The 18,067-nt window shown below is 74.1% G+C and carries 17 protein-coding genes; 3 read left to right on the top strand and 14 right to left on the bottom strand.

What is annotated here, in order from left to right:
- Positions 1-3 precede the first annotated feature (3 nt).
- The 3 genes from HWY08_RS15820 to HWY08_RS15810 all read right to left on the bottom strand — a co-directional run bounded on the left by HWY08_RS15820 (position 4) and on the right by HWY08_RS15810 (position 3,694).
- Positions 4-2,340 carry a hybrid sensor histidine kinase/response regulator gene (locus HWY08_RS15820; RefSeq protein ID WP_176066918.1) on the bottom strand — a complete coding sequence of 779 codons (2,337 nt, stop codon included), beginning with the start codon at positions 2,338-2,340 and terminating at the stop codon, positions 4-6.
- 148 nt (positions 2,341-2,488) lie between these two features.
- Entirely contained in the window at positions 2,489-3,019 is a 531-nt protein-coding gene (locus HWY08_RS15815) for a YceI family protein (RefSeq protein WP_176066916.1), read from the bottom strand.
- A 9-nt stretch (positions 3,020-3,028) separates the two neighbouring features.
- Positions 3,029-3,694 (bottom strand): class I SAM-dependent methyltransferase, encoded by a 666-nt coding sequence (locus HWY08_RS15810; protein WP_176066914.1) that lies wholly within the window; start codon positions 3,692-3,694, stop codon positions 3,029-3,031.
- Between the two features lie 194 nt (positions 3,695-3,888).
- Between HWY08_RS15810 and HWY08_RS15805 the strand changes: the two genes are divergently transcribed.
- Positions 3,889-4,347, top strand: coding sequence for a carboxymuconolactone decarboxylase family protein (locus HWY08_RS15805; protein WP_176066912.1), 459 nt, complete (start codon positions 3,889-3,891; stop codon positions 4,345-4,347).
- A complete protein-coding gene (locus HWY08_RS15800; RefSeq protein ID WP_176066910.1) occupies positions 4,340-4,633 on the top strand; it encodes a hypothetical protein in 294 nt (97 codons plus the stop codon). The genes HWY08_RS15805 and HWY08_RS15800 overlap by 8 nt, the downstream gene beginning before the upstream one ends.
- Here the strand turns inward: HWY08_RS15800 and HWY08_RS15795 are convergent.
- Genes HWY08_RS15795 through HWY08_RS15760 form a run of 8 tightly spaced genes read right to left on the bottom strand, consistent with a single transcriptional unit; the run spans position 4,528 to position 13,144 of the window.
- Positions 4,528-6,201, bottom strand: coding sequence for a methyl-accepting chemotaxis protein (locus HWY08_RS15795; RefSeq protein WP_176066908.1), 1,674 nt, complete (start codon positions 6,199-6,201; stop codon positions 4,528-4,530). The two genes, HWY08_RS15800 and HWY08_RS15795, sit on opposite strands and share 106 nt — an antisense overlap.
- Positions 6,202-6,223: 22 nt before the next feature.
- On the bottom strand, positions 6,224-7,306 hold the full coding sequence (locus tag HWY08_RS15790) for a protein-glutamate methylesterase/protein-glutamine glutaminase (protein WP_176066906.1): 1,083 nt from the start codon (positions 7,304-7,306) through the stop codon (positions 6,224-6,226).
- Positions 7,306-8,211, bottom strand: coding sequence for a CheR family methyltransferase (locus HWY08_RS15785; RefSeq protein ID WP_176066904.1), 906 nt, complete (start codon positions 8,209-8,211; stop codon positions 7,306-7,308). The genes HWY08_RS15790 and HWY08_RS15785 overlap by 1 nt, the downstream gene beginning before the upstream one ends.
- Positions 8,208-8,765: a chemotaxis protein CheW gene (locus HWY08_RS15780; protein ID WP_176066902.1), complete on the bottom strand. Its 558-nt coding sequence runs from the start codon at positions 8,763-8,765 to the stop codon at positions 8,208-8,210. The genes HWY08_RS15785 and HWY08_RS15780 overlap by 4 nt, the downstream gene beginning before the upstream one ends.
- A gap of 8 nt (positions 8,766-8,773) precedes the next feature.
- On the bottom strand, positions 8,774-10,471 hold the full coding sequence (locus tag HWY08_RS15775; RefSeq protein WP_176066900.1) for a methyl-accepting chemotaxis protein: 1,698 nt from the start codon (positions 10,469-10,471) through the stop codon (positions 8,774-8,776).
- Between the two features lie 60 nt (positions 10,472-10,531).
- Positions 10,532-12,196: a chemotaxis protein CheA gene (locus HWY08_RS15770; RefSeq protein WP_176066898.1), complete on the bottom strand. Its 1,665-nt coding sequence runs from the start codon at positions 12,194-12,196 to the stop codon at positions 10,532-10,534.
- A gap of 14 nt (positions 12,197-12,210) precedes the next feature.
- Positions 12,211-12,768: a GAF domain-containing protein gene (locus HWY08_RS15765; protein WP_176066896.1), complete on the bottom strand. Its 558-nt coding sequence runs from the start codon at positions 12,766-12,768 to the stop codon at positions 12,211-12,213.
- Positions 12,769-12,778: 10 nt separating this feature from the next.
- Complete coding sequence (locus HWY08_RS15760) at positions 12,779-13,144, bottom strand: response regulator transcription factor (RefSeq protein ID WP_176066894.1); 366 nt, start codon at positions 13,142-13,144, stop codon at positions 12,779-12,781.
- A 457-nt stretch (positions 13,145-13,601) separates the two neighbouring features.
- Here HWY08_RS15760 and HWY08_RS15755 point away from each other — a divergent pair, with 457 nt between their 5' ends.
- On the top strand, positions 13,602-15,134 hold the full coding sequence (locus HWY08_RS15755; RefSeq protein ID WP_235969660.1) for a Glu/Leu/Phe/Val family dehydrogenase: 1,533 nt from the start codon (positions 13,602-13,604) through the stop codon (positions 15,132-15,134).
- A gap of 9 nt (positions 15,135-15,143) precedes the next feature.
- Here the strand turns inward: HWY08_RS15755 and HWY08_RS15750 are convergent, their stop codons facing one another.
- The 3 genes from HWY08_RS15750 to HWY08_RS15740 form a co-directional block, all read right to left on the bottom strand.
- A complete protein-coding gene (locus HWY08_RS15750; RefSeq protein ID WP_176066890.1) occupies positions 15,144-16,748 on the bottom strand; it encodes a hypothetical protein in 1,605 nt (534 codons plus the stop codon).
- Positions 16,745-17,527 carry an ABC transporter ATP-binding protein gene (locus HWY08_RS15745; protein WP_176066888.1) on the bottom strand — a complete coding sequence of 261 codons (783 nt, stop codon included), beginning with the start codon at positions 17,525-17,527 and terminating at the stop codon, positions 16,745-16,747. Before HWY08_RS15745 ends, HWY08_RS15750 begins: the two co-directional genes overlap by 4 nt.
- Positions 17,528-17,589: 62 nt before the next feature.
- Entirely contained in the window at positions 17,590-17,952 is a 363-nt protein-coding gene (locus HWY08_RS15740; RefSeq protein ID WP_176066887.1) for a PilZ domain-containing protein, read from the bottom strand.
- Positions 17,953-18,067: the final 115 nt, after the last annotated feature.

Here is an 18,067-nt window from a genome sequence, read left to right as displayed (position 1 = left end):
GCCCTACCCCAGCACCCGCGCGATGTCGTCCGGGCAGGCCGGCTTCGCCAGGTGGCGCTCGAAGCCGGCGTCGAGGGCCGCCCTCCGGTCCTCGGGCTGGGCGTAGCCGCTCAGCGCCACCATCCGGAGCCCCGGGGCGCCGCCCGCCCGGATCGCCTTCGCCACCTCGTAGCCGCTCATCCCAGGCAGCCCGAGATCGCACAGGATCACGTCGAAGGGCTCCGCCCGCGCGCGCGCGACGGCGCTCGGGCCGTCGTAGACGACCGCCACCTCGTGTCCGAGCATCCGGGTGAGCTCGGCGAGCGAGTCGGCGGCGTCGGCGTTGTCGTCCACCACCAGCACCCGACGCCGCGCGCCGCCCGGCCCCGCCCCGGCGCGCGGCTCCGGCCGGGCGGCGCCCGGGACGGCGAGCGGCAGGCGGACGGTGAACTCCGCGCCCTGGCCCTCCCCGGCGCTCTCGACGCGCACGGACCCCCCGTGCAGGTCGACGAGCCCCTTCACGAGCGCCAGGCCGAGCCCGAGGCCGCCCTCGGTGCGCGCCAGCGTGCGCGCCCCCTGGACGAACGGCTGGAACACGTTCGGCAGGAGCGCCGCGTCGATGCCGACCCCGGTGTCGCGGACCGCGATCTCGGCCTCGCCCCCGGCGGCGCGGACCGCCAGCGTGACCTGGTCGCCGCGGCGCGTGAACTTGGCGGCGTTGTGCAGGAGGTTCCCCACCACCTGCGTCAGGCGGGTCTCGTCCGCGTCCACCGGCAGCCCTGCGGACGGGAGCTCCACCCGCAGCGCCACGCCCCGCTCGTCCAGCATGGCCCGGAAGTCGTCCGCCGCGCGCAGCACCACGTCGAGCAGGTCGAAGCGCGAGCGCCGCAGCTCGGTCTTGCCGCGCGCGATCCGCGTCACGTCGAGCAGGTCGTCCACGAGGCGCGTCAGGTGCTCGGCCTGGCGCTCGATGACGCGCTGGGCGCGCGCCGCCTGCTCGCTGCTCGCCTCGGCGTGGCGCAGGATGTAGATCGAGTTCCGGATGGGCGCGAGCGGGTTGCGCAGCTCGTGCGACAGCATGCCGAGGAAGTCGTCCTTGCGGCGGTCGGCCTCCCGGAGCGCCTCCTGCGCCTCCACCAGCTCCGTCACGTCGGTGTTGGTGCCGAACCACTGCACGACCGCGCCGCCCTCGTCCCTGAGCGGGTACACGCGCGTCAGGAAGCGCCGGAACCTCCCGTCCGCGCCGCGCAGCGGGAACTCCATCTCGAACGGGCTCCCGGTGGCGACGGACTCCCGCCAGCGGCGCAGCACGGCGGGCAGGGACGCGGGGTCGTGCACCTCCTGCCAGCCCCAGCCCTCCATCCGCTCCGGCGTGGTCCCGGTGTACGCGTACCAGCGGCGGTTGTACCAGTCGATGTAGCCGTCGGGCCGCGCGGTCCACGCGAGCTGGGGCATGGAGTCCGCCAGCGCGCGGAGGCGCGCCTCGCTGCCGCGCAGCGCCTGCTCCGAGCGCTTGAGCTCGGTGATGTCCAGGAACGCACCCACCGCGCCGCGGAGCCGCCCGTCGGGCTCCCGCAGCGGCGTCGCGTTCCCGAGCATGTGCCGGACCTCGCCGTCCGAGAACACGAGGTCGTACTCGCACTGGCGCACCTCGCTGCCGGTCGCGGCGGCGATCTGGACCGGGAGCTGCTCGGGCGGGAGGTCCTGCCCGCCGCGCATGGCGCGGAAGCCGCGGGGCCGCTCGCCGCCGGGGGCGGAGGCCGAGAGGTTCCTCCCGGGGGGGAGGCGCAGAAGCTCCAGGCAGAAGCCGTTCCCCTCCATGCTGCGCGCCTCCCGGTCGCGCGTGATGAAGACGGCCGCCGGGACCGCGTCGAGCACCGCCTCCAGCTCCGCCGAGCGGCGGCGCGCCCGCTCCTCGCTGTCGCGGAGCGCCCGCTCCGCCCGGTCGCGCTCCGTCACGTCGGTGGCGGTGCCGATGACGAGCTCCACTTGGCCGCGCTCGTCGAGGACGCAGGTGTTCGCCCAGTCGAAGAGGCGCGCGCCGCCGTCCTTCGTCCGCCAGCGGTTCTGGTGGCGGCTCGGGAACTCCCCGCGCTCGAGCCGCTCGAAGACCGGCCGCACGTCGCCGAGCTCGTCGGCGGGGACGAGCAGCTCGAACACCGACCTCCCGACCACCTCCGCGGCGGTGAACCCGGTGGCGAGCTCGCACGCACGGTTGAAGCGGACGATCCGCCCCTCGCGGTCGAGGACGACCACCAGGCTCGCGACCGTGTCGAGGACCGCCCCCACCAGACCCTGGGCGTCCGCGCTCGTGGCGAGCTCTCGCCCCGCCGTCTTCGCCGCGAAGTCGCCGATGGACATGAGGGCCCGCGCCTTTCGGAAGAGAGCTCGACCGCGAATCATACCCTGCGTCATGCCGCCGCGCCGGCGAGGCTGGCGAGCGGCTGGCCTCAGGGGAGACCCACCCCCGCGACCCTCCCCGGCCGGAGAGGGCGAGGGGTCGAGCGCGTCACCCGGCGGCCTTCGGGCACGGCACCGACGCGCGCACCACCACGTCCGCCCTGACCCGCAGGGTGCCCATGAGCGCCCGGTGCGGCCGGATGCCGAAGTCGGGCTGGTGGAGCCGCACCTCCGTCACCAGCCGGTCCCCCTCGCGCTGCACCGGCAGCGTCACCTCGCGCGTGACGCCCGCGATCGCGAGCTGGCCCGTGAGCTCGTAGCCGTCGCCCCGCTTCGCCACCGCGGTCGAGCTGAAGCGGATCTCGGGGAAGCGGTCGGCGCGCAGCACCGATCTCCGGATCGTCGCCTCGATGTCCGCCTTGTCGCCCGCGCGGAGCTCGTTCGGCGCCGGGCGGCCCTCGTGCATCGCGGTCACCACCCGGAGCGAGCTCGCGTCGACGCGAGCCGAGACGGTCTCTCCCTCGACCGTCACCTCGAGCCGCGTGACGCGCAGCGCGAGGTCGTGCCCGACGCCGGCCAGCACGCCCTCGCGGAAGGTCAGCACCACGCACCGCGCTGCGTCGGGGCCGTAGGTCGCCACGGGCAGAGCCTACCGCAGGGGCATGCGCAGCGTGACGCGGAAGAGCCGCCGCGGGAGCGCCCCCTCCTCGAACTCCTCCACGCCCAGGAGCTCGTACCCGGCCGCGAGCCGCTCCACCTTCGCGCGGTCGAAGAAGTGCACGATGAAGCCCTGGTTCTCGTACAGCGCCTCGCCCCGGTGCACCCCGCGCCCGAAGTCCGGGTCGGAGGTGTTCCGGACCGTGTAGACGCACAGCCCGCCCGGCCGGAGCACGCGCAGGACCTCCCGCGAGAGCGCGAGCAGCTCCCTCGTCGTGAGCGCCATGCAGAAGAGCATGTGCGCGTAGCAGGCGTCGAACGCGCCGTCCGCAGCGGGCAACGGCTCGCGGACGTCGTGCTGCGCCGCGGTGAGCCGGCGCGCCACCCCCGCGGCCTCGGCCGCTCGCTGGATGGCAGCCACGCCCGCCTGCGCGTAGTCGAGCGCGTGGACCTCGAAGCCCGAGGCGGCGAGGAAGACCGAGTCCCGCCCCTGCCCGCCGCCGAGCTCGAGCACCGTCCGCAGCCCCGCCTCCCTGAACGCCAGCGCGGCGGCGCGCGCGGGGGCGCTGGCGTCCGAGCCGAACATCCCGGCCCGCGCCGCGAACGTCCGCTCCCAGTGCTGGCGCTGGGCGGCGAGCGCCGGTTCGTCGTCAGGCATGCGCCCTCCTTAGCAGAACGGCGGCGCGACGGCGCGGGCGCGCTCCATTCCCGGCCGCTCGCGCTCGCCCCACCAGCCCGCGCCGCTGGGGGCCAACGGACGCTGACGCCGATCCGCGGTTGCGGGGGCGCGGGGCGCCGCTACCCGAAGGCTTCCCGCCCGCGCCTTCTCTCCAGGGCGGGGAGGAGCGAGCCATGGCCGTCGTCGACACGTCGAAGCAGGAGACCCGCAGGATCCGCGGCGAGATCGAGCAGATGTTCGGGAACGTCCCGAGCTGGGTGGACGAGCTGCCGGAGTCCGCCCTGGCGGGCTTCTGGACGACCATGCGCGACTTCCAGCTCGGCGAGACGCGCATCCCCAACAAGTACAAGGAGCTCATCGGCCTCGGCGTCTCGGGCGCCACCCGGTGCCGGTACTGCGCCCTGTTCCACACCGAGGCGGCGAAGCTGTTCGGCGCCACCGACGAGGAGATCGCCGAGGCGGCCATGATGGCGGCGCACACCATGAGCGCGAGCACGTTCATGAACGCGATGCAGACCGACTACGACGCGTTCCGCCGGGAGACGCTCGACGCCATCTCCTACGTCCGCAGCCACGCCGCGGGCGCCTCGTCGCCGCAGCCCTCGCAGCCGTCGCCGAACCTCCATGCCTGAAGCGGATCCCGCCGCCCTGGAGCGGCTCGTCGAGGACGGGCTGCTCCAGCGCGGCCCGCGCCGCCTGCGGACCTCCCCGCGCTGGCAGGCCGCCATGGCGCGCGCCGCGCTCGCGCTGCAGCGCGCGGGCGCCCCGTGGGCCGACCTGCGGCTTCCCATCGCGGCGGCGCTGGTCGAGCGCTACCCCGGGCTCGAGGACGCCGCCCTGGCGCCGCTCGTGGAGGCGATGCTCGCCGTGGAGCAGTCGGAGCTGCCGGCGGTCGCCGGCGGCGCGGGCGCGCGCTGACGCGACCCCGCGGGTCGCAGGGCGGGGGCGGCCTCGGCGAGCGCGAACGTGCCGACCATGGCCGACAGCTCCTGAGCCTTGCCCGACAGCTCCGCGGCGATCGAGGAGGATTCCCCCGAGAGCGCAGCGGTCCGCTGCGTGACGTCGCCCACCTGCGCCACCGAGCGGTGCACCTCCTCGATGCCGGTCGCCTGCTGGCGCGCTCGCGCGGCGATGTCGGCGACGTGCGCGGTGACGGCCTCGACCGCCCCGGCGATGTCCTGGAGTTGCTCGTCGACGCGCCGGCTGGTGAGCTCGCCCTGCGCCGCCTCCCGCACCGACTCCGCGATGAGCGACTCCGTGCGCGCGGCGGCCTGCTTGGAGCGCAGGGCGAGCGACCTCACCTCCTCGGCCACCACGGCGAAGCTGCGGCCGGCCTCGCCGGCCCGGGCCGCCTCGACCGCTGCGTTGAGCGCGAGCAGGTTCGTCTGGAACGCGATCTCGTTCACCTCCCGGATGATCTGCGAGGTGCCCTCGGCGGCCGCCTTGATGCGGGCCATCGCGCCGGTCATCTGCTGCGTGGCCTCGCCCCCCTCCCCCGCGGCGCGGCGCGCCCGCTCCACCGCGACCGTCGCCTCGTGAGCGCTGTCCGCGGAGGCCCGCGTCATGCCCGCCACCTCGTCGAGCCTGGCGGTGCTCGCCTCGAGCGCCTGGGCCTGCTGCGCCGCGCCGTCCGCGACCGCCTGGGAGGACGAGGCGATGCGGGCGGCCCCCCCGGACACCTCCTCCACCGAGCGCGCCACCTGGGCCAGGGAGTCGTGCAGCGCCCGCGCCGTCTCGTTGACGGCATGCTTCATCTTGGCGTGGTCGCCCTGGTACTCACCGTCGATGCGCGCTCGCAGGTCGCGCGCGGCGAGGCGCTCGAGTACCCCCGCCGCCTCGGTGACGGGGGCCGCGAACGCCTCCAGCGCCTGGTTCACGCCGTCGAGGATGCGGCGGAAGTCGCCGTGGTGCCTCGCCACCTCGGCCCGCGTGTCGAGCCGGCCGGCCACCGCGGCGCGTCCCAGGACGTCGGTGTCCTCCACGAGCGCGTGGACTGCGGCGATGCAGCGGTTGAGGTTCAGCCGGAGCTGCTCGAACTCGCCGCGGTACGGCTCGGTGAGCTCGCCGGGGATGTCGCCGCGCGCGATCCGCTCGACGCACTCCGCCGCGACCAGGATCGGCGCCACGAAGGCGTCGAGCGTCTCGTTGACGGCCTCGAACACCGGCCGCAGCTCCGGCGCGGTGCGGCTCGCGTCGCAACGGGCGTCCACCCGGCCCTCGAGGGTCGCCTGCCGCAGCGCCTCCATCTCCCGCGCCGTGCCCCGCAGCTCGCGGGCGAAGCTGCGGTGCACGACGCACCCCTGCGCCAGGGCGACCGCGAGGGCGACCCCGGCGAGCCCGAGCCCGATCGCGCTCGCGCCCGGCGCCCCGGTGTCGCGCAGCGCGCGCCACGCCAGGAACCCGGCGCCAGCGATGGCGCCGCTCGCGAGCGCGCAGGTGAGCCGCAGGCGGGCGGAGATGCTCCAGCCGCTCAGGCGCGCGAACATGGGGCTCCTCCTCGGTGTGCTTTCACGACGCTCTCCTCAACATCGCCGCCGCGATGGCGGGAAGCGGCAGCACCTCGCTGGCGGCGCCCGCCTCGATCGCCATCCGCGGCATCCCGAACACGACTGACGTCGCCTCGTCCTGCGCGATGGTGTGGGCGCCCGCCTGGCGCAGCTCGAGGAGTCCCTGCGCGCCGTCGTCGCCCATGCCGGTGAGGATGACCCCCACGGCGTTCGCGCCCGCCGCCTGTGCGGTGGAGCGGAAGAGGACGTCCACGCTCGGGCGATGTCGCGAGACCGGCGGCCCCTCGAGCACCTCGGCGAAGTAGTGCGCCCCGCTCCGGCGGACCGCCAGGTGGTGATTGCCCGGCGCGACGAGCGCGCGGCCGGAGCAGAGGCGGTCCCCCTGCTGCGCCTCCTTCACCTCGATGCGACACAGCCCGTGGAGCCGCCGGGCGAACGGCCCGGTGAACGCCTCCGGCATGTGCTGGACGATGGCGATCCCGGGGGCGTCGGGAGGCAGGGCCATGAGCAGCTCGCGGAGCGCCTCGGTGCCCCCGGTGGACGCACCGACCGCCACGACCTTGCTCGTCGTGGTGGCGAGCCTTACGGCCTTCGCCGGCGGCGGCAGCACAGCGCCGGCGTCGTGCCGCGGCTCCGGGCGCGCGGCGCGCGTCCGCACGCGGGCGTGCAGGGCACCCCGCACCGCCTCGATGAGCTGGCGCGCGGAGTCCTGCAGGAACCCCTTCACCCCGAGGCGCGGCTTCTCGACGATCCCCACCGCGCCCTCGTCGAGCGCCTGCAGCGCCACCTCGGTTCCGGGCCCAGCCAGGCTCGAGCAGATGAGCGCCGGGACCGGCTCGTCCGCGCTCATGAGGCGCCGCAGGAAGGTGAGGCCGTCCATGCGCGGCATCTCGATGTCGAGGACCACGGCGTCGGGGCGCTGCCGGGCCATGCGCTCCATGGCGATGAGCGGATCGCCCGCCACCTCGACCTGCATCCCGGCGCTGGACAGGATCGCGGTCAGGACCTGCCGGACGACGGCCGAGTCGTCCACCACCAGGACGCGCGGCGGGGCCGGGGAGGCCGGACGCGAAGGGGAGGTCATCACGGCGAGCTCCGCGCGCCCGCGTCGCCCCGGGCGGCGTGGCTGTACACGGTCGGCACCTCGCTCCGGACCGGGAGCCCCATCCCGGACAGGCTCTCGGCGTGCCCGAGGAACAGCTGGCCATCGGTCGCGAGGTGCCGGAGCAGCCGCGCGACGACGCGCTGCTTGGTCGGCGCGTCGAAGTAGATGAGCACGTTGCGGCAGAAGATCAGATCGAATCGGCCGGTGGACGCGTCGACCTCGTCGACCAGGTTGAGGCGCGCGAAGCGCACCAGCGCGCGCAGCTCGGGGCCCGCCTTCATGAGCCCCTCCTGCGTGCCGGTGCCCTTCCACATGTAAGCCTTGAGGTGGTCGACCGGGATCTCGCGCGACTTCTCGAGCGGCCACACCGCGGCGCGGGCGCGCTCGAGGACGCGCGTCGAGAGATCGGTGGCGAGGATCTCGAGCTCCCACCCCGAGCCGGGCGGAAACGCGCGCAGGAGCGCCATCGCGAGCGAGTACGGCTCCTCGCCGGTGGAGCAGGCGGCGCTCCAGACCCTGGCCCGCCGCGGCCTGGCTCCGCGGGCGGCCTCGGCGATCCAACGGGGGAACACCTGCTCCTCCAGGAGCTCGAAGTGTCGCGGCTCGCGGAAGAAGTGCGTCTCGTTGGTGGTGATGTGGTCGAGCATCCGGACCCGCTCGTCCGGGTCGGCCTCGACGCGCTGGTAGTAGGCGTCGAACGACCCGAGGCCGAGCTCCCTCACCCTGCGCCCCAGGCGGCCGACGAGCAGCATCTGCTTCTCGGGGGCGAGCCAGATCCCGGCCTCCCGGTGGATGAGCGCCTGGAACTTGGCGAAGTCGCGGGCCGCGATGGCGCGCTCGGGCGCCAGCGTCGGCGCGGCCGCTCCGGCCTCCTCGCGCCTCATGGCACGAGGGCCTCCCCCGCGGCCGGCGCCGAGCCGCCCGCGGCGAGCGCCCCGGCGGGCGCGCCGCCCTCGCCGCCGAGCTGCGCCGCCAGCTCCCGCTCTCCGGCGGAGATGACGCGGTCGAGGTCGAGGAGGAGCACGAAGCCCTTGCCCGCCTTGCCCATGCCGACGAGGTAGTCGACGCGGACCTGGGTCCCGAAGGAGGGCGGGGGCTCGACCTCGTCGCCGCCCAGCTCGAGCACCTCGCGCACGGCGTCCGCCATGACGCCGACGACGGTCGACTCGCCCCCTACCGACGCGTCGACGATGAGGACGCAGGTGCGCTTGGTCACCGGCGTCGCCTCCAGCCCGAACTTGAGCGCGAGATCCAGGACGGGGACCACCGCGCCGCGGAGGTTGATGACGCCGCGGATCGAGGGAGGCACGGAGGGCACGCGCGTGACGGTTTCGTACTGCAGGATCTCCCGTACCTGGAGGATGCCGACCGCGTAGTCGCTCCCGGCGAGCGTGAAGGAGAGGTACTGGTTGCGCTGGGTGGCGTCGCTGGCGCTCATGTCCCCTCCTAGAACCGCTTGTACTCTCGGTCGGGGTGCGCGCCGTTCACGCCGTTCGCCTTGCCGTTGCGGAGCGCGGCGGGGTGAAGGCCGGGGTCGGCGGCGGCCGCCGCCGGCTGCAGCGCGAGCGCCGGGCGCGCGGCGGCGCGGGCCGCGGCCCGCGGGGCGGCCCGCTCCGCCTGCGCCTCGGCGCCGTCCACGCGGAAGAAGCCCATGAGCTGCTGGAGCGACTCCGCCTGGGCATTCATCTCCTCCGCGGTCGAGGCGAGCTCCTCCGAAGCGGAGGCGTTGCGCTGCGTGACCTGGTCGACGTTCGCCATGGCCTTGTTGATCTGGGCGACGCCGGTCGACTGCTCCTGGCTGGCGGCGGCCACCTCCTGCACCAGGTCCGCGGTCTTCTTGATGGCCGGCACGAGCTCGAGCAGCAGCTGCCCGGACCGCTCCGCCACCTTGACCGACTGGCTGGCGAGGCCGCCGATCTCGCCGGCCGCCTTCTGGCTCCGCTCCGCCAGCTTGCGGACCTCGGTGGCCACGACGGCGAAGCCCTTGCCGTGCTCTCCGGCCCGGGCGGCCTCGATGGCCGCGTTGAGCGCGAGCAGGTTCGTCTGGTAGGCGATCTCCTCGATGATCGAGATCTTCTCGGCGATCTCCTTCATGGCCGTCACCGTCTCGCCCACCGCCTTGCCGCTCTCCTCGGCGTTCTTCGCCCCCGCCACCGCCATCTGCTCGGTCTGGCGGCTGTTCTCGGCGTTCTGGGTGATCGAGGCGCTCATCTGCTCCAGCGACGAGGTGGTCTCCTCGACCGAGGCCGCCTGCTCGCTCGTGCCCTGGGACACGCTCTGGGAGGTGGACGAGACCTGCTCGGCGGCGGAAGAGAGGGCCGCCGCGCCGCCGCGCACCTCGGCGATGATCTCGGTGAGCTTCTCCACCATGCCCTTCATGGCGTGCAGCAGGCTGCTCTCGTCCCCCGGCCGGAGCGCCACGCGGACGGTGAGGTCGCCCTCCGCCACCTTCTTCGCGATCCCCGCGGCATAGTCGGGCTCGCCTCCGAGCTGGCGCACGAGCGCCCCGGAGATGGCCACGGCGATGAACACGCTCAGCGCCACGGCCGCCGCGATGATCCCGATCACCCAGAGGCGCGAGACCCGGTAAGCCTCCGCCGCCGCCTCGTGGGCGCGCTGCGCCCCGGCCACGTTCTGGGCGATGAGGCCAGCGAGCGTGGCGATGGCGTCGTTGTGGAGCTTGAGCGAGGTCGAGCTCGTCAGGTTGCGCGCCTCCACCTGCTTGCCGGCGTGCGAGAGCGCGAGCACCTGGCGCTGCTCGGTCAGATAGTGGTCCCACTCGTCGCGGAAGGTCCGGTACGCCGCCTTCTCCTCGGCCGACGAGAGGAGCGGCTCGTACGCCTTCTCCGCCTCGGCGAGCTCGCGCCCGAGCGACTCGATCTTCTGCTCGTACCGGTCGAAGACCGCCGGATCGGTGGCGAGCACGTGCCCGAGCTCGTAGCGCCGGATGGTGTTGATGCGGTCGTCGATCTGGCCGAGGTACTTGATGCTCGGGAGCCAGTTCGTGGCGATGTCCTCGGTCGCGGCGTTCACCTTCGAGAGCTGCACCACGGCGAAGGCACCCAGCCCGCCGGTGAGCAGCATCACCGCCCCGAACGCCACCAGCAGCCGCGCCCTCACGCCCATGTTGCGGAACCCGTTCATGTGTCGACCCTCTCCGTCGTGATGGGCCCGCGCCGAGGCGGGCCGGTCCTTGCGATCTCGTCAGCTGAGCAGCGCTCCATGCCCCCGGCCGAGCGCGTCCCGGAGCAGCCCGGGGATGTCGAGGATGAGCGCGACGCGGCCGTCCCCCAGCACCGCCGAGCCCGAGACGCCGCGCACGCCCTGGAGCATCCGGCCGAGCGGCTTGATCACCGTCTGGCTCTCGCCGAGCAGCGCGTCGACGGCGAGCCCCACGGCCGCTCCCTCGTGCTCGACCACCACCACGTTCTCGCGGGCGGGTGGCTCCCCGGCGAGCTCGAAGTAGCGGCGGAGACGGAGGTAGGGCAGGGGCCGCCCGCGCAGGTTCAGCACGCCGGTACGCCCTCCATCGGCGCCCGCCGGGAGCTCGACGCACTCGGCGACCGCATCCAGCGGCAGGATGTAGACGTCCCCTCCGACCACCACGCGGAAGCCCTGGATGATGGCGAGCGTGAGCGGGAAGCGCAGCGTGACGGTGGTGCCCTGGCCCGCCACGCTGTCCACGGACACGGAGCCGCGCAGCGCGTCGACGTTCCGGCGCACGACGTCCATGCCGACCCCGCGGCCGGAGACCTCGGTGACCTCGTCGCGCGTGCTGAAGCCCGGCTCGAAGATGAGCCCGTAGACCTCCTGGTCCGTGAGCGCGGCGCCCGCGGTCACCAGGCCCCGCTCCACCGCGCGCCGGACGATCCGGTCGCGGTCGAGGCCGGCGCCGTCGTCCGCCAGCTGCACCACGACGAGCGCCCCCTCGTGAAAGGCCCGGAGCGTGAGTCGCCCGCAGGGATCCTTGCCGCGCGCGGTCCGATCGGCGGGCGCCTCGATGCCGTGATCGACCGCGTTGCGGACCATGTGGACGAGCGGGTCGCGGATGTGCTCGACGACGGCCGTGTCGACCTCCACGTCCTCGCCCTCCAGCGTCAGCCGGACCTGCTTGCCCTGAGCCGTCGCGAGGTCGCGCACGGTCCGGAAGTGCTGCTGGAACGTGGGGCCGAGCGGCACCATCCGCGCCTGCATGATGAGGTCCTGCAGGTCCAGGTAGAGGCGGTCGGCCTCGCGATGCGCCTCGAGGATCTCCTCGATCGAGAGCGTGCGGCGCCGCTCCAGCATGTCCGCCAGCCGGCCGCGCGAGATGGCGATCTCGCCGGAGAGGTCGATCATGCGGTCGAGCTTGCCGACCTCGACCCGCAGGGTGCGCGGCGGGCGGGCGGCCGCCGCGCCGGCGCCCGCGGCGGTGCCCGCCTCGGCGGGGGCCAGCCCGGACTCGGCGCCCTCGCCTCCCGAGGCTCGGCGGAGCCGCTCACCCAGCGAGGTCGTCTCGGGCGAGGCGGCGGTCCTGCCCGCGGCGCCCTCCGCGACGGCGACGCGGAGCAGGTCGACCGACCGCAGGAGCAGGCTCACCAGCCCGTCGCTCACGCGCAGCGCGCGGGAGCGCACCTTGTCGAGCAGGTCCTCGGTGGCGTGCGCCAGCTCCCGGACGGCGTCGAACCCGACCAGCGAGCCCGAGCCCTTGAGCGTGTGCGCCGCGCGGAACAGCGAGTGGATGGTCTCGTCGTCCTCCGGCCGGCTCTCCAGCGCCAGCGCGAGCTGCTCCATCTGGGCGAGGACCTCGCCCGCCTCGGTCACGAAGGCCTGGACGAGCACCTCGCGGTCGATCTCGATCTCGTCCCCCGGGTCGATCTGCTGGTCCATGCGGGGCTCCGGCCTCAGGCCGCCGCGCGGCGGCCGGCGTGCGGCGAGGTGAGGTGCAGGGCGGCGCCGCCGTGGCGTGAGAGGAGCTCGAGCACCGCGCGGTCCGCCTCGCCGAAGACCGGCTTGTGCGCGAGCATCCGCCAGATCGCGACCACGCCCGTCAGGTGCGGGCCGGCGCTGAGCGGCGCGACGGCGGTCAGCCGGGGCTCCTCCTCGGGCGGCGCGCCGTCGAGGATCGTCCACGCCCTCCGCTCCGAGGCAGCGCGCCCGACCGGGCCAGCTCCCACCGCCAGCTCGCGCGGCTCGACGCCGAAGCTCTGCACGGGGCGGAGCAGCCGGCCACCGTCCGCGACCTCGAAGATCGCGAGCTCCTCCGAGCCGATCACGTTGATGACGACGTCCTGGATGGCGAGCAACACCGCGCCGCGGTCGAGCGCGCCGTGGACGCGCTCCATGACCACGCAGGCGTTGCCGAGCTCCACGACCTGCTGCTCCAGGCCGGCCAGGCGCTCGCGCAGAGCCTCCTCCTCGCGGCCCACGCCCTCGGCGCGCCGCCCTCGCTCAGTCGTCATCGGTAGACCTCTACGCGCCGAGGTAGCCGCGGACCTTGGAGAGGAGCTCCGCTCCGTTGATGGGCTTGGTCACGTAGTCGTTGCAGCCGGCGTCGTATCCGTTCTTGACGCTCTGCTCCTCGCCGCGCGTCGTGACGAGGATGACGGGCGCGCGGTGGCCCTTGGCCCGGAGCTGCTTGCAGGCCTCGAGCCCCGTGAGGCGCGGCATCATCACGTCCATCAGGATGAGGTCGGGCTTCTCCGCGAGCGCCATCTCGACGCCCTCCTGCCCGTCCTTCGCCGTCAGGAGCTCGTAGGGGCTCTTCGACAGGATCATCTTCTCCATCAAGATGACCGTGCTCGAGTCGTCGACGAGCAGGACCTTCTTGCGAGTCACCAGCTGTCCTTTCCGCCCCCGCGGATGCGTTCGTTCGGAAGAGCAAACGTCATGCCGCAGAGCGTGAACGCGGCGAACGCCGCAATGAGAGCGCGATGGATGACTCCAGCCGGATGGCGCGCTGAGGCGGCGCTCACCCTCCCCTGCGGACCCGCGACGGCGAGCCGATGGCGGCTTGCGCCGATTTGCTGGAAAACACGGCCCGCCACCGTGGCTGATCGTCGCACACCCGGGGTGCCCCTGGACTCTTGGGGGGGTGGCCAAAGTCTGCCTACGGATCGAGCACCCACGTCTCCGCGCCGTCCACGCCAGGCTGCAGGATGGCACAACCCTTCGACATCCTTACATTACTTTCATTCTCTCCAAGCAATGGACTCGCCGTGGAAACGGGCATAGCTTCGGCGCAGCTGGCAACCCGCCTCCCCTCCCGCCTCTGCCGAGGACCGACATGCGAGTGATGCGCAAGGACTCCTCTCCCAAGAAGTCGACCATCTACACGGAGCAGCTCGAGACGTTCCATCGGGCGGCCGATCTCATCGACATGCACCCGCGCGTGCGGCTCGAGCTGGAGGAGCCGGACTTCGAGCACATCTTCTACGTGTCGCTCGACCTGCGGGACCGGCTGGTGCCGCTCGACGACGAGGAGGCCGGCCCGTTCAAGGACCTGCCCGCCTCGTCGATGAAGGCGGGGGTGGCGCTCGAGCCGCTCGCCAACGGCGACTTCGTGCTGCACCGGCGCGCCCTGCTGGACGCCGACATCACCGTGCGCGAGGGCGTCATCCGCATCCCCAAGCGCGGGCTCTTCAAGATGGTCAAGGGCGAGCCGCGCAAGTTCAAGGCGTACCGGATCCAGCACAACCAGGTCCGCGGCCCGTACAAGGGCGGCATCCGCTTCCACAAGGACGTCTCGCTCGACCTCTTCAAGACGCTGGCGGCGGAGATGACCTGGAAGACCGCCATCGCCGACATCCCGTTCGGCGGCGCCAAGGGCGGCATCCGCATCGACCCCCAGGCGTACTCGCGCGAGGAGATGGAGCACCTCACCCTGCGTTACATGTACAAGCTGAAGAACCTGATGGGCCCGTTCCTCGACATCCCGGCGCCGGACGTGAACACCAACGGCGCCATCATGGCCATCATGATGCGCCAGTTCACCGACGGTCAGCGGACGCCCCACGCCTTCCGCGGCGTCGTCACCGGCAAGGACGTGCGCATCGGCGGCTCCGAGGGCCGGCTCAAGGCGACCGGCCAGGGGGTGGTCTACTGCATCGAGGAGTGGGCGCGCGACCGCGAGTTCTCGCTGCGCGGGGCCCGGGTGCTGGTGCAGGGCTTCGGCAACGTGGGCTCCGCCGCGGCCGAGATCCTGTACGGGATGGGCGCCAAGATCGTGGCGGTGAACGACGCGAACGGCACCATCCACAGCGACGAGGGCCTCGACGTGGACGCGCTCGTCCAGTACGTCCACCAGAACCCGGACAACCTCAAGAAGACGGTGCTCGGCTTCCCCGGCGCGGCGGCCATCTCCAAGGCCGACTTCTGGAAGGTGGACGCCGACATCGCGATCCCGGCGGCGCTGGGCGGCGAGATCGACGGGAACGTCGCGGAGACCCTGCGCGTCAAGCTGGTGGTGGAGGGCGCCAACGGCCCCACCACGCCCGACGGCGAGCGCGTCCTCGCCGGCCGCAAGATCGACCTCATCCCGGACATCATCGCCAACGCCGGCGGCGTCACGGTCTCGTATTACGAGTGGCTCCAGAACCAGCGCATGGAGCACTGGACCGAGCAGGAGGTGAACACCCGGCTCGAGCGCGCCATCAAGTCGAACTACGCCATCATCCGCGACGTGTCGCGCGATCGGCCCACCAAGACCCCCGCCCACGACTCCCGCCCCTACTGCATCGGGAAGGAGGTCGACATGCGGACCGCGGCCATGGTGCTGGCGCTGAAGCGGATCGAGGCGCACTACCTGCTGGAGGGGTTCAGCCAGTAGCGCCGCGCCTCACACCTCGTCGCCGGTCACCGCCGCCAGCACCGCCTCGCGGCGGCGCCACAGGAGGCGGCCGGCGGCGGGGAGCGCGAGCCGCCAGGCGATGGCGCCGCCGGCCGCCAGCGCTGCCCACGCGGCCGGCGCCAGCCAGAGCCGGTCGAGCGCGATCGCCACCAGGACCGGGATCGCGAAGAGCAGCGTCGCGCCGGAGGCGATGACCATCCCCGCCAGCGCCGCCAGCGGGGAGAGCGCCCCGGACCGCTGCGCCCCCACCGGCGCCGCACGCGGCCACAGGATGCCGATGACGTTCCCGAGCCCGTACAGCACCGGCGCGAGGCCCAGCTCGAGCGCCAGCGCGCCCGCCACCGCCCACGGCTCGGGCCAGCCGGCGGCGGCGGCGTAGGCGGTCTCGGCGGCGAGGAAGACGAGCGTGGCGCACGCGGCGAGCGCCAGGTTCTTGGCCGCGAGCACCTCGTCCGGCACCACCGGCGCCAGGTAGAACGCGCGCGCGCCGCCGCGCTCCCAGGCGAGCGGGTTCACCCAGAACGCCTGCAGCCCGAGGTGCACGTACACCGCCAGGAAGAAGAGCGGCAGCGCCTGGGAGAGCGGCGCGAGGTCGCCCGGGAGGTGCACCGGCGCCTTCCACCCGACGAGCGCCGCCAGCGCCGGCAGCGCCAGCGCGAAGACGCGCACCGCCGGGTGCCGCGCGAGCTGCCGGGCCTCCTTCTCGAAGAGCGGCCCGAGCCGCTCCGGGAAGAGCGGCGCGGCCGGCCGGCCGCGGCGCGGCGCGGCCAGCGCAGCCTCGCCGCCCGCCTGGGCGTCGCCGAGCGCCACCCGGTAGGCGAGCCAGCCGGTGACGGCCGCGGCCAGCGCCAGCAGCGCGAGCCACGGCAGCGCGCGCGCCGGCCTCCCGGCGAAGAGGTGCGCCACGCCGGCGTGGGCCAGCGCCGGCGGGAACAGCACCCAGCGCAGCCGCACCGCCGCCGGGAAGGCGGTCCGGAGCGCCCCCGCGCCGCGGGCCCCCGAGAGCGCGAAGGCGAGCCAGCCCGCCAGCCCGGCCGCGAGCGCGGCCTCGCGGGCGAAGCGGCGGCGGGCGAGCCGCGCCAGGAGCTCCTGCAGGAGCGCCACCAGCGCCGTCGTGGCAGCGGCGAACAGGAGCAGCGCCAGGACCAGCAGGAGGAGCCAGGCGCCGGGGCGCGCCACCGCCGCGCCCGCGACGACGCCCGCCAGCAGCACGAGCCAGGTGAGCGCGAGCGGATCGCCCACCAGGCTCGCCGTGAGCCCGAGCGCGTAGACCCGGCCCGGCGCCACCGGGTAGACGAGCATCCGCCGCAGGTCGAGGGCGTCGCGCTCGTTCACCGTCACGCCCACCGCGGTCCAGCTCTGCCAGAGGCCGAACAGGATGGCCCCCAGCGCGATCGCGCTCTCGCCGCTGCCGGCGCGCGCGGCGCGCCAGCTCCCGAATCCGAGCGCGGCCGCCAGCGCCAGGGCCGCCGGGATCGCCAGCGCGAAGAGCACCAGCTGCGCCGCCCCCTCGGCCGCGCCCCCGCGCCCTCGCAGCCGGCGCAGGCCGAGCCGCAGGCGCAGCTCGACCAGATCCGCCAGGCGCGCGCTCACGCCCCGCCGTCCCCTGCCCCGCCCGGCCCGGCCAGCCAGGAGAGCGGCGGGGGCGCCGGCCGCGCCTCGCCGACGGCGCGGATGAACGTCTCCTCGAGGGTGCCGGTCGCGCGGACCTCCTCCAGCGTCCCCTGCACCACCAGCCGCCCCCGGTGGATGATCCCGACGTGCGTGACGAGGCGCTCCACCACCTCGAGGACGTGGCTGGTGAGGAAGATGGTGAGCGCGCGCCGGCTGACCAGGTCCTGCAGCAGCCGCCGGATGCCGCTCACCGCCACCGCGTCGATGCCCTCGAACGGCTCGTCGAGGAAGAGCAGCCGCGGGCCGTGGATGAGCGCGCAGCCGAGGGCGAGCTTCTTCTTCATGCCGTGGCTGTAGGCCTGCACCACCTTGCCGGCGTCGCCCGCCAGCTCCAGCGCCTCGAGCAGCTCGGCGGCGCGGCGCGCGGCCTCGCGGCGGGGGAGGCCGTAGAGCTGCCCGTGGATGCGCAGCTGCTCCTCGCCGGTGAGCCGCTCGAACAGGGACAGGCCGTCCGGGACCACCCCGAGCTGCGCCTTCACCGCCAGCGGGCTCGCGGCCACGTCGAGCCCGAGCACGCGCGCCTCGCCCGAGGTCGGCGCGAGCAGCCCGGTGAGCAGCCGCATGGTGGTGCTCTTCCCGGCGCCGTTCGGGCCCAGGAAGCCGTAGAACGCGCCGGCCGGCACCGCCAGGGCCAGCTCCTGCACGGCGGGCTTGCCGTCGAAGAGCCGGGTGAGCCCGCGCGTCTCGATGGCGAGCATCCCGCTCGCGTAGCACGTGGCCGCGGGTGGGCGCCAGCGCCGCCGCGCCGCGCCGGCGTCGCTCAGTGGACCACCGGCGGCGGAGCGCCGCCGGCGTCGAAGTAGAGGAAGCGCAGGCCCATGCCTCGCACCGCGGCGGGGCGCTCGGCGCCGGAGGCGGCGCGGGCGAGCAGGTGGCAGACGTAGCGCACCTCGGCGACCGCGGTCATCTCGCCCGCGCTCGACGGAAAGCTCACGCGGACCTGGCTGCCGAGCGGCTCGGGGGCGCGGGTCTCCACGAACAGCCCGCCCTGCGAGATGTTGCGCGCGACGCCCAGGGCGCCGCCGCGCTCCCCCTCGATGAAGACCGGGAACACCTTGTCGAGCCGCGGCGCCGCACGCCGCTCCTGCGCCTCGCTCCGCTCCACCGCCCTGGCTCGCGCCATCCGCCCTCCTGCTCCCCGAGGCGGACATTAGGGTGGTGTGGGAATGTAGTCAAAAAAGCGACCTTACCCGACCCAAACTCGGGACCGCGCAGGCGGGCGCGCCCGGCGGCGGCGG

Source organism: Anaeromyxobacter diazotrophicus (genome assembly GCF_013340205.1).
GTDB classification, from domain to species: Bacteria; Myxococcota; Myxococcia; order Myxococcales; family Anaeromyxobacteraceae; genus Anaeromyxobacter_A; species Anaeromyxobacter_A diazotrophicus.
This window is presented reverse-complemented; position numbering and strand designations above follow the sequence as displayed.